Source organism: Algoriphagus sp. AGSA1, assembly GCF_021390545.1.
Taxonomy (GTDB): domain Bacteria; phylum Bacteroidota; class Bacteroidia; order Cytophagales; family Cyclobacteriaceae; genus Algoriphagus.
Map to the genome: position 1 here is coordinate 76,778 of NZ_JAJUWR010000019.1, position 14,082 is coordinate 90,859.

Here is a 14,082-nt window from a genome sequence, read left to right on the forward strand (position 1 = left end):
GGAGGTAGCTCCGGTCTTTTTGTTTGATCACTCTTTGTAATAAGCCAACGCGGCTGGCATGAGCTCATTCAACTTATTAATCCTGGTTTGGGATGCGGGGTGGGTAGAGAGGAACTCTGGTGGAGCGGCACCGCCTTCCTTCTCCAGCATTCTCTCCCAAAAGAGCGGAGCTTCCCGGGGATCATACCCGGCAATGGCCATAAAGGTCAACCCTAATTCATCTGCTTCCAACTCGTGTTTTCTCGAAAATTTCAACATTCCCAACTCTCCGCCAATCCCTACTGATTGAAGGAAAATAGCCTGGGTCATGGTTGGGTTTTGTCCTATAGCCGTGGACAAGACTCCCACCCCAAGTTCCTTCACCATTCCATTGGACATACGTTCAGCCGAGTGAGAGGCAACAGCATGGGCGATCTCATGCCCCATCACCACGGCAATACCTGTTTCAGTCTGGGTCAACGGCATAATACCCGTATAGAAAGCTACTTTGCCACCAGGCATACACCAAGCGTTCACTTGGTCGCTTTCTATCAGATTAAACTCCCACGAGAAGGATTTGGCCAGATCTTGATAACCTTTAGAAACTAAATAACTTTCAACAGCCTCCGCCATACGTTTCCCCACCTTGACGACTTTTTGCCCGTCTGCTGTGTTGGTTACTACTTTTTCTTTCTTTATCACCTCACTATATTGCTCATTGACCAAAGGTTGAATCTCCTCGTTGGACACTAGGGCAAGTTGATTTCTGCCTGTAAGCGGAACTTTGGCACAGGAATAAACAATCAATCCTGCACAAAATAAAAATGCTGTTTTTTTCATAAGGCTTGTTTTTATACTTAATGGGTTCAATTTAAATACCAGAAAGCAATTTTTAGTATTTTAAGAATTATAAAATCAGAAATATGGATCAGCATGAAACCCAAACCACTTTAAAATCAGGAGCCTTAGCCTATCAAAAAAAAATGCGCAACCCATTTTATTTTTGGTTTGGCATGCTCATTAAGCTTCCTTCCGCGGTTTTTTGGGGGCTTCGTCTGAAAGCCTTAGATGCTGAAAAATGCGTGGTAACCCTACCCTACAGCTGGAGAACGCAAAACCCATTCAAGTCTATTTACTTTGCCGCTATGGCCGGGGCAGGAGAACTCAGCACAGGGGCGCTTTGCCAGTTAGTTATAAGTGATATTGGGAAATTCTCAATGTTGGTGGTGGATTTCCGTGCGGAATATTTCAAAAAAGCCAATCAGTCCATCAACTTTACTTGTGTACAAGGCCAAGAACTTTTCCAACTGCTACGGTCTATCCCTGTGGGCGAAACCGGAAAGCTGACGATGGTTTCCACCGGAAGAAACCGCCAAGAGGAAGAAGTGGCTCGGTTATATGTGACCTGGTCTTTTAAAAGAAAAGCCTAATTAATCCAGCGGCGTTCTCTTTCAATAAACTCATTAAGTGTATTGTACACTCGGTCTTTACTCCAGTCTAAAAATTCATGGTATGCATTGCCTTCATTAAAGCGGATAATGATTTTATCCCAATCCGACCGCTGTAACTGGTATTTTATCATCAGGTTTTGACGTATTGAATCAGACTCCACCACTTCATAGTATCCTGCTCTCCTACGCATCCATTCTAGTTTCTTCTGATACTCACGCTCTTGCCTCGATCGTTTGGTCAAGGAAGACAATACTCCGGCTATGGCTACCCCACCGGTAAGATCGGGAGATTCTCGGTAGCCTGCACTTATCCCTCCTTTTGTGGATGGGCCTTTCTCTTCATCCGGATCAACCAATATCAATTTGCCATCCTTGAACCGGAATGCGTAGGGTTCTGACTTAACCTCAAAAGTGGGGAGAAGTCTTGCTTTATCCTGAATCTGAAGGATCAAAAATGTCTCCTCACCAAGAGGAATCTTTTGCTCTATAAACCCAGGAAAAGACACCCTCAAAGTATCTCCCACATGACCTTTGACAGAAAAGTAACCCCGGACATTGGTGGTATCAACACTTTCCGAACCTATTATTTCTACACTTACACCTTCCAGGTAAGTTTTGTCCGTGGCATCAAGTATATTCCCAGAATAGGACTTCTGGGCCAAAAGACCAGGCAAAAAAGCGAAATAAAATAAGACTAGAATCCCAAATTTCATGAAGTTCAAAAATACTTATCATTCCATAGATTTTAGGTAGGTGGCCGTTAAAGATGCTTAATTGAGAATAGCTATAGCTATTATTGTACCTGATTGCTTACTGATAATGTTTTGCACCCCCATTGCTTGGATTCAAATGACACAAGGAAGGTTGTAAACTGCTGTAGGTCTGGAGCCTTTTTTCAATAAGCCATGAAATGACTTCTGATCACTCCAATTCCACTGAAACTAGCTAATTTCGTCAAATGGATTTCAAACTTACCCGCTTAGCCCCTACTCCCAGTGGATTTCTTCACTTGGGAAACCTTTATTCTTTTTTAGTTACCAAAGCCTTGTCTGAACAATGTGATGCCAAGATACTGCTCAGAATAGATGATCTGGATCGGGAAAGGTATAGACCTGAGTATGTACAGGATATTTTTGATACGCTCGATTTCATGGAGATAGGTTTTGACTTAGGTCCAAAAAACGTCAAGGAATTAGAACAGGAATGGTCCCAGATCCATCGTATGGATGAATACTCAAAGGGATCGGATACTTTAAAAGAAAAGAAATTGGTTTTTTCCTGTGATTGCTCACGCAAAAAAATCCAGCAAATGAATCCCTCAGGGTATTATCTAGGACACTGCCAGACGAGGAATATCCCGCTTGAACGAAATGGGACATGCTGGCGCATGGATACTTTTGCCAGTGAATTCATCCAAGTCAACACTTATACCCAAGGTAAAAAATCCCATACACTTCCAGAAGAATCAGCTTTTTTTATGGTTAGGAAAAAAGACAAACTTCCTGCTTATCAGCTGACCTCTGTCATTGACGATGTGTATTACGGAGTAGATCTGATAGTCCGAGGGCAGGATTTACTGGGTTCCACCTTAGCCCAGCAATTCCTAGCCGGGGAACTGGGACTACACAAATTTCGGGATGCCACCTTTCATCACCATCAGCTTTTAAAGGGGGAAAAGAATAAAAAACTTTCCAAATCAGAAGGCTCAACCTCTATACAATTTCTAAGGAAGGAAGGAAAAAAAATTGAGGATATCTATTTAATTCTGGGGGAAATGCTCGGTGAGAAGGAGAAAATAACAAATTTTGAATCCTTCAAAAAACACCTGGAGCTATAGCTTCAATATGTTGAAAGCCGGAGAAATTCCCCGGCTCTTACAAATTTCGGTACTGTAACTCAATTGTACTTAGCAGGCATATCAGGCGCCACCATGGAGTTTTTGATAAACTCGCGGATATCTTCATTGGAAGTCTCAAGATCCTCAGCGCGAAGGTACATCATATGACCACTTCTGTACCCTTTCCATGATATACGTTCGGCCATTCTACCTGTGGCATCAATTTGCCAAAGGTTGTATTTTGCATTGAAGAAGTCAGTACCCCCATCATAATAGCCCGACTGTACCATCAGGTGCAAATAGGGATTTTGGCGCATGGCATCGCCGAGATCATATCCTGTGGTCTCGTTAGATCGGTTCCAAGGATGAACCGGGCCGAATAAGTTATAAGTAAGGTCAGTTTTAAAGTTAAGGTTCTCTCTTACATATACCTGAAAGGATGGCGCAAATGCGTGGTTCCATGAAGATAACGCAGGATCAAAATCAGGTCTGGAACCAGTCCCTGCGTTGTCAAATCCCTTGTACCTACTGTCCAGTCTTCCAATGGTCATACCTTTTTCTCTCAACAGTTCTTTCCAGAAAAAATTGGTAGGGACTAGCAAATTATGCTCAAGGATTGCTTCTTTGCGTAGCCCCGAATACAACGCATATCTTGTAGCAACAGCATTGCGCTCCGCAGCCGATAGCATACCTCCTTTCACCACAGCAGGTATCAGTTCATTGATAGTAAATGCCTCCACTTCGGGCAGGAAATCCTCCAGATCCCTATTCTGTAAGGATGGATCCAAGACCTTATGATACCATGCTGTGGCGGCATAATAAGGCAGGTAATTGGAAGTATGGATAGGAGCTCCACGATCTATTCCCATTTCAGTGGGCGAGACCAGTATTACTCCGTTAAAATACATCCAGTGCGAATTTTGAAGCTGCGCCACCAATCCTGCCACACGGGTAGTACCATAGCTTTCGCCAATAAGATATTTGGGAGATGCCCATCTTTCCTGACGGGTCACAAAAGTATTCACCCAATCTGCCAGGTATTTGATATCTGAATTGATGCCAAAAAAGGTTGCTCTGTCAACTTCCTCATCCACAATTCTGGAATAACCCGTATTCACAGGATCCACATAGACGATATCAGCTACATCTAAGATAGAATGAGGATTTGATTTTACTCCATAAGGCTGCAAAGGATAGCCTTCTTCATCTATATTAAGCACAACCGGCCCTGTGTAAGCAATATGCATCCAGATAGAAGCAGAGCCCGGGCCACCATTGAAAGATACTACTAAAGGTCGATTTGCCTTATCCGAAATATCTGTGCGCTCGTAATAGGTATAGAACAAGGATGCTATGGGCTTGCCTTTTTCATCCCATACTGGTTGTGTTCCGGCAGTGGCTCTATAGGCCACTTTTTTTCCTTTAATAGTAGTCTCATGCTGAGTCACTACGGCGGATTCTACTTCGATTTGCCTCTCAGTTTGAGCCTGTACAGCCGAAAGACAGACGGTCAATAGTAATGTAAAAGTGAATTTTCTCATAAAGTCTAGGGGATTTTCATTCGACTTTGAAACTACTAATTGAAAGCCAAATACCAGAAAAAATTACATAGGTGGACAATAGGGTGACTAGAAACCACACAGCAAAACTTGCGTGAGTCAATAACGTTCTTTAAATATATTCATGTGATGCGCAAAATGCCCAGGAATGATCCAGAACAGGGCTCTTGGGGTGATCGGAGCCCCATTTGCTGTACCTGTCAAGTCCAAGGACTCCGCGGGCAATATCCTGATCATGGACAATAGTGCTTTGCGCTGAGACTGAAAATCATCCAGTAGATATTCAATGGGCACATTCCCAAACCTGGCATTCAGTACATAAGGATCCTGATCAAAGCCTGGCAGGGATGACTTTTCTCCGCGGGCAAAACATAAAGCCCTGAAAGTCATAATTCTTTCTGTATCGATGACATGTCCAAGCACTTCCTTGGGAGTCCATTTTCCTTCTGCATAAGGCTTTTCTGCCCAGCCCTTCTCTTTTTCCTGAAATAGTTTTACCAGAGAATCGATCTGATCTATAAGTTGCCTTTCGTAGTCATTGCCGGAGACCAGTTTAATGTAGGTGGAATAAAATGCAGGATAACTGCCATTTTTCGGTTGTTCAAGAGTATTCATGTAAAAAAGCTTTTGCTATGATATTTATGGGATAAATTTAGGCCTTAAGTATAAACCCACCTTGCTCATGTACAAAAATTTATTCACCGTCTTTTTGGTGTTCGTTGGCCAAATTGCCGTAGCTCAGACTACAGTTATCCGTAATAGTGAAATAGCCCAGATGATTACCGAGATTTCCTCAGATTCTCTTGAGCATCATGTGCGGACCTTAGCCTCATTCAACTCCAGGCATACCTTAAGCACCAATGAAGAAAATGGGATGCCTGCAGCACAGCAGTATGTATTATCCAAGTTCCAGCACTTTGCAAAGAAGTCAGGTGGGAGAATGACTGCGGAAATTGAAAAATTCATAATTCCTGGAGACGAACGTCGGATCCCCACCGATTCACCGGCTGCCAATGTCATGGCCACCCTTAAAGGCACCGATCCCGCTGACGATAGGATCTTTATCATTTCGGCACATATGGACTCCCGCAATAAAGATGTGATGGATGAAAAAGGTGCCGCACCCGGTTCCAATGACAATGGAAGCGGTACAGCGGCGGTGATAGAACTGGCCAGAATAATGGCTTCCCATGAATTCCCGGCAACTATCCTATTTGTGGCCTTTACAGGAGAAGAACAAGGATTGAAAGGTGCAACTTACCTAGCTGATAAAGCAAAAAAAGAAGGTTGGAACATAGGGGCTGTTTTGAACAACGACATCATAGGCAATAGCAGCTCTTCCGAAACCATGATCAAAGACAATCTGAAAATGAGGGTGTTCTCTGAAACAATTCCCGTGGCCGAAACCGAACAAGAAGCCGCTATCCGACGCTATATCAACGCTGATAATGATAGTAAATCCCGGCAGTTGGCCCGATATATCAAAGAACAAGGGGAGCGCTATGTCGATCATTTTGAGGTGAAATTAATTTACCGTGCTGACAGGTTTTTAAGAGGAGGTGACCAGACACCTTTTGCCAAAAACGGGATGACCGCCATAAGAATGTCGGAAATGAACGAAAACTTCCTTCATCAACACGAGAATGTACGGGTAGAAGATGGTGTCCAATATGGAGACCTTCCAGATTTTATGGACTATGAGTACTTACGGAAAGTTACCGCAGTGAACCTGGCCTCTCTCGCTTCCTTGGCGAATTCCCCTGATCAGCCCCTAGAGGTAAAAATAGACGTTCGCAATCTAAGCAATCAAACGACTTTACTATGGAGTCCCCCTGAGACTGGCACCGTCCAAGGTTATTTTGTATTGATGAGAGAAACTTCTTCTTCTATGTGGGAGCGCAAGTTCTGGACTACAGACACTGGATTAACCCTGCCATATTCCAAAGACAATTACTTCTTTGCTGTACAAGCTGTCTCAGAATCAGGAGCAGAAAGTTTACCCGTAATGCCTACCCCCCTGTTTAAACTTAATTAAATCAATTCCAAATTCACCGTAACGACGTGAAATGTGGAACCTGAATGATTATATTTAGTTTACTATTCCAAATACTAAAATTATGAAAGCCAAAGAAATCGTGACGCTACAGCGTTCATTACTTGTCGATACGGAGAAACTACTCAACAAACAGGTAGAAATGGAAGGGACATCATCTGCATACTACCTCTCTATGGCATCCTGGTGTCATATGATGGGCTATGAAAATTCCGCAAAATACCTTTACACACATGCAGACGAAGAGAGAATGCATATGATGAAGATTTTCCAATACATCAATGAGGCAGGTGGACATGCTATCCAGCCGGAAATCACGGGAATCAGACATAACTTCAATTCACTACGGGAAGTGTTTGAACTGATTCTGGAACATGAGATCAACGTGACCAAATCCATCAACAATATTGTGGATCATGCTTTTTCCAAAAAGGACTTTGCGACGTTCAGTTTCATGCAATGGTATGTGACAGAGCAACGGGAAGAAGAAACTATGTCCAGACGGGCATTGGAACTTTTTGACATAATCGGTGAGGAGGGAGTTGGCCTTTGGACCATCGATCAGGAACTGGGCAAGCTGCATGCCGCAGCCCATCCACAGGCATAATTTAAAAGCGGCTTTCAGGCCGCTTTTTTTTATGGTTTTTTCAGAAAAACCGCATCCCTTTAAACATGTAGGTGGTTTTTTGGTCTATAAACAGCAATTTTTCTTCTAAAATAGATTTTTTCTTAGTGTTCTTTACTCTATCTTAATGGGGAATTTATTTCCCAATCCCCAAACACCCAACATGCGATGAGTTTCAATAAGAGCCAGGCGGCTTTTTTCCAGGCAATAAAATTGTCCCTGCCGAGCTATACTTCTTTGGTGGACGAAATTGCCGAGCTTTTAGAAATCAGCATTGATAGTGCATACAGGAGAATAAGAGGTGAAAAACTACTGGATTTCAGTGAACTGGAAGTCTTGTGCAGCCGGTTCAATATTTCTGTTGATACCTTTATCAATCTACAATCCAACAATATACTTTTTCAGGGCAATCAGCATGATTACCAAGAAAACAGTTTTATGAAATGGATGGAAGATGTCTATGCCCAATTAAACCTTGTCAATAGTTTTTCCAAAAAACACATCTATTGGCTGGTAAAAGACATGCCCCCTTTTCATCATTACTACCACAAAGAACTAGCTGCTTTTAAATTCTTTTTCTGGAGAAAGTCGATACTGTTCAACGACAGCCTGAAAGACACCAAGTTCTCTATCAAAGACAACAGCTATGACCAGTTTGCCGAAATAACCCAGAACATCCTCAAGGCATATCATAAGATACCAACCACAGAAATCTGGAATATTGAAGGGATCAATGTCACACTACGTCAAATAGAGCTGTATCATGAAATGGGCATCATGACTTCCACTGAAGACACGTTATTCTTATACAATTGTATGCTGGAAGTGATTGACAATCTAGAAAATATGGCCGAGCGAGGCAGAAAACTCTTACCCTCGCATCCTGAAATTGAAGGAGCCGATTACAATTTTTTCGTGAATGAATTTGTCATAGGTGACAATACTTTCTTTGCCACTATGGATGAGAAAAAGATGACCTATTTAAATCATAGTGTCATCTATTTTCATGGAACGTCTGATCCTTCTTTCAATAATGCAATGTTCAGGAACCTCGAAAACCTCATTAAAAAGTCCACTCAAATCAGTGTTGTCTGCGAAAAAGAACGCAAACAATTCTTCAACAAACTCCGCAAAAAAGTAGCAGAAAGAATCCATGCCATTCCGGTCGAGGAAGAATGAAGCTGTCAGCATAAGGGGATTTACTTTCGTTCTAGGCATTTGGTCAGAAAACTCCTGAGGGTTAATGAACGAGTTCTCTCTCCACTGACCGATCCTTTCACTCAGGCACAACACCATGGTCATAGGCTGGTGATTCCTATTATATTGCGGTAAATTCTTTTCATCCCAAAAATACTCTGCTACTTTTACTCTCAACGACCCAATTATGATCAAAACCATTAAATACAGTTTAGCAAGCATTGTGCTTATCGGCACATCTTTTTTAGCATGCCAGGAAAAAGCCACTGACACAATAATGGACGAAGGAAAAATGATCCTGGCTGATAAGCCTGCACCCAATAACAAAGAAAAAGGCATGGTATGGATCCCGGGAGGGGAATTCACCATGGGTACAAATGAGGAGGAAGCCTATCCGGCCGAAAGACCTGCCGTGAACCTCAAAGTAAACGGCTTTTGGATGGACACGCACGAAGTGACGAACGCTCAATTCAAGAAATTTGTCGAGGAAACCGGATACGTAACCCTGGCCGAGAAAAAACCAGAATGGGAAGACCTCAAGCAACAATTGCCCCCCGGAACCCCCAAACCTGATGACGCCATGTTAGTCGCGGGATCTATGGTATTTAGCCCTCCACCGTATGCTGTACCCACCCAGGATATTTCTCTATGGTGGGTATGGATGGAAGGTGCCAGCTGGAAGCATCCGGAAGGCCCAGAATCAGACCTTGAGGATAGGGAAAACCATCCGGTAGTCCACATCGCTTATGAAGATGCCAAAGCTTATGCCGACTGGGCAGGAAAGAGGCTTCCTACAGAGATGGAATGGGAATTTGCCGCACGCGGTGGAGCCAAGGGCAAACGATTCGCCTGGGGGGATGAATTGGCTCCAAACGGTCAATATCTGGCAAACACCTTTCAGGGAAATTTTCCCAATGACAATAAAAACCTGGATGGGTTTGAAGGCACCTCACCGGTAAAATCCTTTGCCCCCAACACCTTCGGGTTGTATGATATGATTGGAAATGTGTGGGAATTGACGGACGATTGGTACGATGCTTTGAAATACTCAAGACTAGCAGGCCAAGCTCCTAAACTGGACGCCGACATGAACCAATGTTATAATCCTGATAATCCCTATGCCATGGAACGTGTGATCAAAGGCGGTTCCTTCTTATGTGCTGATAATTACTGTGTCAATTATCGCCCCTCTGCCCGTCAGGGCCAGGCATTCGATAGCGGCACTTCGAATGTAGGTTTCAGATTGGTAAAAGACGCTGAAGAGAAGACAATCAGTTTGAGATAACACTAATCCTGCTCGTGAAGCCGTTGAACTTTACATTAACATTTCTTTTACCAACCAATTGTTTACTATTCGGTTAAAAAAGACTAGGTCAAATCGTAGCCTTTTGTGATTCTCTGTATATACTTTCCAAGAATATCAAATTCCAGATTGACCAAATCCCCAGGCTGTAACTGGTGAAAATTGGTGTGTTCATAAGTATAAGGAATTATTGCCACAGAGAATCTTCCCGGGCCGGAATTGAAACAGGTCAAGCTTGTACCATTCACGGATATTGAACCTTTTTCCACGGTCACGTTTCCTAATTCATGGTCAAATTCCAGATCAAAAACCCAGGATCCGTTTTGATCAGAAATGTTTTTGACCATTCCCACCTGATCCACATGCCCCTGTACAATATGTCCATCAAAACGGCCATTGGCAGGCATGCAACGTTCCAGGTTAACCTTCTTCCCTATCCCCCACTGTGATAGATTTGTCTTCTGCATCGTCTCATCGATCGCGGTCACACGATAAGACTCCGGCGTGGTTTGAACAACGGTCAAACACACTCCGTCATGTGCTAAGGACTGGTCTATTTTCAATTCCGGGGAGAGCGAAGAATCTATATCGAAATGTACATTGGTTCCCTCATGGGTAATATGACGAATGGTGCCGGATGCTTCTATAATTCCTGTGAACATATAGGTAGATTTAACTTTCAAAGTTTCAATGACTAAGCAATAAATGCCCGATTCAAGTTCAAATTAAGCCAAATATTCTTTTATCTTCGACCGCAGAACAATAAAAAACATGCCCTTACTCAAACTGGAAGACACATATTTGCACAAAGGAAAACGTAGAGCTCTGGTGACTTTACTTCGAGAAAAAGGTATTAAAAATGAACGTGTCTTACAGGCTATCAACACCTTGCCAAGACATTTTTTCTTTGATTCGGCATTGATTTCCCATGCCTATGAGGATAAAGCTTTCCCCATCGGCGAAGGACAAACCATTTCCCAACCTTATACAGTTGCTTTTCAGACAGAACTTTTAGATGTAAAGGAAGGTGATAGGATCTTAGAAATCGGCACCGGATCGGGATATCAGGGAAGCATCCTTCATCTACTTGGAGCGGAAGTCTTTACGATAGAGTATCAGAAAAAACTATTTGAAGGAACCAAACGGTTTCTGACCAGACTGGGAATAGAAATGCGCCTCTTCTATGGGGACGGCACGGGGGGGCTTCCTGCCTATGCTCCTTATGATAAAATCATTGTTACCGCCGGTGCGCCGGTGGTGCCTGAAGCTTTGGTTAAGCAGTTAAAGGTTGGGGGAATACTGGTTATCCCTGTGGGCGACAAGCGTCGGCAGACCATGCTTAAAATAACCAAAAAATCAAACACAAAAGTAGATCGGGAAGAATACGAAGGCTTTGCCTTTGTTCCTTTGTTGGGCAAGGATGGCTGGAAATAAAGCAGTAAACAATGTATAGCCACGTGCAAACCAGCGTATTATTCGGAATAATATTTTGATTAGCAATAATTTAAATACACATACCAAATTTTATTTCTATTTTTGTTAAATTTTAGATGTATGAGTGCTAAAAAATTTGCAAGAGAGTCCGCTGTGATCATGACCGAAATGGTCTTACCCAATGATACCAATACGCTTAACAACCTCATGGGTGGTAAACTAATGCATTGGATGGATGTGGTAGCTGCAATAGCTGCCCAGAAACACTCCAACAGTATAGTCGTAACAGCCTCCGCTGATAATATTTCTTTTCAAGAGCCCATTGCGTTGGGAAATGTGGTGACTTTGAAAGCTCAGGTAACCCGCGCCTTCAACTCTTCCATGGAGGTGTTCATAGAAGTGACCGCAGAGGATATTCCCGCCAATAAAAAAGTCACAACTCATAGGGCATTTTTCACTTTTGTAGCCGTGGATGAAAACAACAAACCCAGCAGGATCCCTGAGTTGATCCCAGAAACCCCCGAAGAAATCGAGAACTTCCAAGGGGCATTGAGAAGAAGACAGCTGAGGCTGGTACTGGCCAAGCGGATGAAACCTGAAGACGCAGTAGAACTTAAATCAATTTTCAATCTGGACTGATAGAAAAAAACAGGAAAACAACGGGGATGTTAGAGATATTATCCCTCTTTTTTTGTGATAAGGCGATTTTTAAGCAATTTTCCGACATGGAAAATATGAGCATCCACGAGCTCCAGCATATCATCACAGAAGAACTTTTTTTCTTTGAAAAAGAACCTACCTATGAAGGAGCTCTAGCCAAGGCAAATACTTCTGGTGAAACTGAAAAACGAAAGACTCTTCCAAAAACGGTGCCCATAGCAGTTACTCCACCTAAAGAAGAATTGAAACCCGAACCGATCAAAGTCCGCGGGAGCTTCGAAAAAGGCATACTCGTGCTGCATGAAGAAATCGAACTAGGGTCCGAAGTCATGGACATGTTGGTGAAAATGATCAACGCCGTAGGCCATTCGATGAATGAAGTAGGATTGCTTTCATCAGATGAGCTTGAAGGAAGGAGTCTCGCTGAACTATATGATCTAAATGCGCATATTGTCTTAAAATTTGGCCGTGTAAAGCATCAGATCAATGCGCTTCCTGCTTCTGATTATCAGATTTATATGGAAAAGGAAACCGAATATCTTTTCGCCGATGCACTCAGCACCATAGCGGAAGACAAAGTCCTCAAGGGAAAACTTTGGAATACTTTAAAAATACTGTTTAACATAGGTAAAAAACAATGAGTCTCACTCCACAGCAGCATACTTGGGCAAAACGGTTCCGTTGGATCTCACTTCTTGAAGGCATCTCCTTCTTAGTTCTACTACTTATCGCCATGCCCCTCAAATATATGTGGGACTATCCTTTGGCGGTAAAATATGTCGGTTGGGCACATGGTTTATTATTCATCGTTTATGTTTATACCGTATTCCCGACTGCCCATAAATTGAAATGGAAGTTTTCCAGGACCTTTTTTGCACTTATTGCGTCAGTGCTTCCCTTTGGCCCGTTCATTTTCGACAGAAATCTGAAAAAAAGTCAGAAGGTGGAATTATAACCTATGGCATTAATCAGCAAAAAAAAGCTTATATACCCCATCAGTCCCGGACTGAGACGCTACCTGATTAAATATTCACGGGAAGTGGACATCCCTATCCACTACCATGAACTGTTGCGCTATTCCAATTCCATTGCGCTTTACGATTCCAAAGAGCAAGATACACTTTGGGAAACTGTCTTCTATGATGAGTCTGACAGAGAGGAAATACATCTAAATGTCAAGAAAATCTATGCGCTGCTCAAGGCTGGTGGAGACATGTCCGTGATGGAGCATCTCTATGTGGATAGGATTGACCTCTGTGTCTATGGCAACACCCAGCCATTCCGGGTAAGAATAGTAAATCGGATCAATGACAATTTCGACTATTTCTATGTTAAAAACGCAGATGCCTCAAGAGTTTATGGGTTAGAATTTGAACACTTGCTCTCACCCAACAGAATATCTTATCTGGTCCATCAAAACACCCTGATAGAAGAACATATCGCAGGTATCCCAGGGGATAAATTCATGAGATCACATATGCAGGACCCACATCTGAACCCCATCCGATTGGCGAAAGAGTTTGTCAAATTTAACGAACGCTGTTTCGTGCGGCTCTTGGGAGATATGCACTCTTCCAATTTTGTGATAGACGTCACACCTGATTTCGAAGAAACACACTATAGGATCCGGGCCATTGATTTTGACCAGCAGTCATACGAGGGAAAAAAATCAATCTACCTTCCTCAATATTTCAAAGAAAACAATGCCCTGATACAGCTAGGAATGAAGTACATCACCCCTGAGTCAATGGTCCAATATCAAAAGGAAGAGCGGGCATTGATCGCTACCCGCCTTAAATCTTCCCGGCAAGGAATACTGGACATATTGCGCTCCATGGAACATGACACCATATCCCTACCGGAAAATATCGTCTCCCTTAAGACTGAACTCGCAAGGCATTATCGAAATGATAAGTTTCTGGAATGCGACAACATGGGGCAAATTATGAGAATAAGCCTTGAACTGCTGATCAAGAAATAAGGG

16 protein-coding genes are annotated in these 14,082 nt (G+C 42.8%); 11 read left to right on the forward strand and 5 right to left on the reverse strand.

The window, feature by feature from the left end:
- Positions 1-27 precede the first annotated feature (27 nt).
- Entirely contained in the window at positions 28-819 is a 792-nt protein-coding gene (locus LZF95_RS15980; RefSeq protein WP_233756107.1) for a M48 family metallopeptidase, read from the reverse strand.
- Positions 820-902: 83 nt separating this feature from the next.
- Here LZF95_RS15980 and LZF95_RS15985 point away from each other — a divergent pair, with 83 nt between their 5' ends.
- Positions 903-1,409: a PaaI family thioesterase gene (locus tag LZF95_RS15985; RefSeq protein ID WP_233756108.1), complete on the forward strand. Its 507-nt coding sequence runs from the start codon at positions 903-905 to the stop codon at positions 1,407-1,409.
- Here the strand turns inward: LZF95_RS15985 and LZF95_RS15990 are convergent.
- Positions 1,406-2,143, reverse strand: coding sequence for a carboxypeptidase-like regulatory domain-containing protein (locus LZF95_RS15990; protein ID WP_233756109.1), 738 nt, complete (start codon positions 2,141-2,143; stop codon positions 1,406-1,408). The two genes, LZF95_RS15985 and LZF95_RS15990, sit on opposite strands and share 4 nt — an antisense overlap.
- A gap of 245 nt (positions 2,144-2,388) precedes the next feature.
- Here LZF95_RS15990 and LZF95_RS15995 point away from each other — a divergent pair, with 245 nt between their 5' ends.
- Positions 2,389-3,267, forward strand: coding sequence for a glutamate--tRNA ligase family protein (locus LZF95_RS15995; RefSeq protein ID WP_233756110.1), 879 nt, complete (start codon positions 2,389-2,391; stop codon positions 3,265-3,267).
- A gap of 59 nt (positions 3,268-3,326) precedes the next feature.
- Here LZF95_RS15995 and LZF95_RS16000 read toward each other — a convergent pair whose 3' ends face one another.
- Both LZF95_RS16000 and LZF95_RS16005 read right to left on the reverse strand, forming a co-directional pair.
- Positions 3,327-4,808, reverse strand: coding sequence for a S10 family peptidase (locus tag LZF95_RS16000; protein WP_233756111.1), 1,482 nt, complete (start codon positions 4,806-4,808; stop codon positions 3,327-3,329).
- Between the two features lie 117 nt (positions 4,809-4,925).
- On the reverse strand, positions 4,926-5,441 hold the full coding sequence (locus LZF95_RS16005) for a DinB family protein (RefSeq protein WP_233756112.1): 516 nt from the start codon (positions 5,439-5,441) through the stop codon (positions 4,926-4,928).
- Between the two features lie 67 nt (positions 5,442-5,508).
- Here LZF95_RS16005 and LZF95_RS16010 point away from each other — a divergent pair, with 67 nt between their 5' ends.
- The 4 genes from LZF95_RS16010 (at position 5,509) to LZF95_RS16025 (ending at position 9,986) form a co-directional block, all read left to right on the forward strand.
- Positions 5,509-6,861, forward strand: coding sequence for a M20/M25/M40 family metallo-hydrolase (locus tag LZF95_RS16010; RefSeq protein WP_233756113.1), 1,353 nt, complete (start codon positions 5,509-5,511; stop codon positions 6,859-6,861).
- Between the two features lie 82 nt (positions 6,862-6,943).
- On the forward strand, positions 6,944-7,486 hold the full coding sequence (locus LZF95_RS16015) for a ferritin (RefSeq protein ID WP_233756114.1): 543 nt from the start codon (positions 6,944-6,946) through the stop codon (positions 7,484-7,486).
- 186 nt (positions 7,487-7,672) lie between these two features.
- Positions 7,673-8,683 carry a hypothetical protein gene (locus LZF95_RS16020; protein ID WP_233756115.1) on the forward strand — a complete coding sequence of 337 codons (1,011 nt, stop codon included), beginning with the start codon at positions 7,673-7,675 and terminating at the stop codon, positions 8,681-8,683.
- 295 nt (positions 8,684-8,978) lie between these two features.
- The gene (locus LZF95_RS16025; RefSeq protein ID WP_233756150.1) at positions 8,979-9,986 is read left to right on the forward strand and encodes a formylglycine-generating enzyme family protein; all 1,008 of its coding nucleotides are present in this window, start codon (positions 8,979-8,981) and stop codon (positions 9,984-9,986) included.
- 83 nt (positions 9,987-10,069) lie between these two features.
- On the opposite strand, the gene LZF95_RS16030 is transcribed toward LZF95_RS16025, so the two are convergent.
- Positions 10,070-10,666, reverse strand: coding sequence for a riboflavin synthase (locus tag LZF95_RS16030; RefSeq protein WP_233756116.1), 597 nt, complete (start codon positions 10,664-10,666; stop codon positions 10,070-10,072).
- 109 nt (positions 10,667-10,775) lie between these two features.
- Between LZF95_RS16030 and LZF95_RS16035 the strand changes: the two genes are divergently transcribed.
- From LZF95_RS16035 to LZF95_RS16055, 5 genes are all read left to right on the forward strand, one after another.
- Positions 10,776-11,438 (forward strand): protein-L-isoaspartate(D-aspartate) O-methyltransferase, encoded by a 663-nt coding sequence (locus LZF95_RS16035; RefSeq protein WP_233756117.1) that lies wholly within the window; start codon positions 10,776-10,778, stop codon positions 11,436-11,438.
- 120 nt (positions 11,439-11,558) lie between these two features.
- A complete protein-coding gene (locus tag LZF95_RS16040; RefSeq protein ID WP_233756118.1) occupies positions 11,559-12,077 on the forward strand; it encodes an acyl-CoA thioesterase in 519 nt (172 codons plus the stop codon).
- A gap of 86 nt (positions 12,078-12,163) precedes the next feature.
- Complete coding sequence (locus tag LZF95_RS16045; RefSeq protein WP_233756119.1) at positions 12,164-12,739, forward strand: hypothetical protein; 576 nt, start codon at positions 12,164-12,166, stop codon at positions 12,737-12,739.
- The gene (locus tag LZF95_RS16050) at positions 12,736-13,053 is read left to right on the forward strand and encodes a DUF3817 domain-containing protein (protein ID WP_233756120.1); all 318 of its coding nucleotides are present in this window, start codon (positions 12,736-12,738) and stop codon (positions 13,051-13,053) included. The genes LZF95_RS16045 and LZF95_RS16050 overlap by 4 nt, the downstream gene beginning before the upstream one ends.
- Positions 13,054-13,056: 3 nt before the next feature.
- Entirely contained in the window at positions 13,057-14,079 is a 1,023-nt protein-coding gene (locus LZF95_RS16055) for a hypothetical protein (RefSeq protein WP_233756121.1), read from the forward strand.
- Positions 14,080-14,082: the final 3 nt, after the last annotated feature.

What these genes read in the sequence shown, in the direction of transcription:
- LZF95_RS15980 (WP_233756107.1), bottom strand. Translation starts at nt 819, where the DNA reads ATGAAAAAAACAGCATTTTTATTTTGTGCAGGATTGATTGTTTATTCC.
- LZF95_RS15985 (WP_233756108.1), top strand. Translation starts at nt 903, where the DNA reads ATGGATCAGCATGAAACCCAAACCACTTTAAAATCAGGAGCCTTAGCC.
- LZF95_RS15990 (WP_233756109.1), bottom strand. Translation starts at nt 2,143, where the DNA reads ATGAAATTTGGGATTCTAGTCTTATTTTATTTCGCTTTTTTGCCTGGT.
- LZF95_RS15995 (WP_233756110.1), top strand. Translation starts at nt 2,389, where the DNA reads ATGGATTTCAAACTTACCCGCTTAGCCCCTACTCCCAGTGGATTTCTT.
- LZF95_RS16000 (WP_233756111.1), bottom strand. Translation starts at nt 4,808, where the DNA reads ATGAGAAAATTCACTTTTACATTACTATTGACCGTCTGTCTTTCGGCT.
- LZF95_RS16005 (WP_233756112.1), bottom strand. Translation starts at nt 5,441, where the DNA reads ATGAATACTCTTGAACAACCGAAAAATGGCAGTTATCCTGCATTTTAT.
- LZF95_RS16010 (WP_233756113.1), top strand. Translation starts at nt 5,509, where the DNA reads ATGTACAAAAATTTATTCACCGTCTTTTTGGTGTTCGTTGGCCAAATT.
- LZF95_RS16015 (WP_233756114.1), top strand. Translation starts at nt 6,944, where the DNA reads ATGAAAGCCAAAGAAATCGTGACGCTACAGCGTTCATTACTTGTCGAT.
- LZF95_RS16020 (WP_233756115.1), top strand. Translation starts at nt 7,673, where the DNA reads ATGAGTTTCAATAAGAGCCAGGCGGCTTTTTTCCAGGCAATAAAATTG.
- LZF95_RS16025 (WP_233756150.1), top strand. Translation starts at nt 8,979, where the DNA reads ATGGACGAAGGAAAAATGATCCTGGCTGATAAGCCTGCACCCAATAAC.
- LZF95_RS16030 (WP_233756116.1), bottom strand. Translation starts at nt 10,666, where the DNA reads ATGTTCACAGGAATTATAGAAGCATCCGGCACCATTCGTCATATTACC.
- LZF95_RS16035 (WP_233756117.1), top strand. Translation starts at nt 10,776, where the DNA reads ATGCCCTTACTCAAACTGGAAGACACATATTTGCACAAAGGAAAACGT.
- LZF95_RS16040 (WP_233756118.1), top strand. Translation starts at nt 11,559, where the DNA reads ATGAGTGCTAAAAAATTTGCAAGAGAGTCCGCTGTGATCATGACCGAA.
- LZF95_RS16045 (WP_233756119.1), top strand. Translation starts at nt 12,164, where the DNA reads ATGGAAAATATGAGCATCCACGAGCTCCAGCATATCATCACAGAAGAA.
- LZF95_RS16050 (WP_233756120.1), top strand. Translation starts at nt 12,736, where the DNA reads ATGAGTCTCACTCCACAGCAGCATACTTGGGCAAAACGGTTCCGTTGG.
- LZF95_RS16055 (WP_233756121.1), top strand. Translation starts at nt 13,057, where the DNA reads ATGGCATTAATCAGCAAAAAAAAGCTTATATACCCCATCAGTCCCGGA.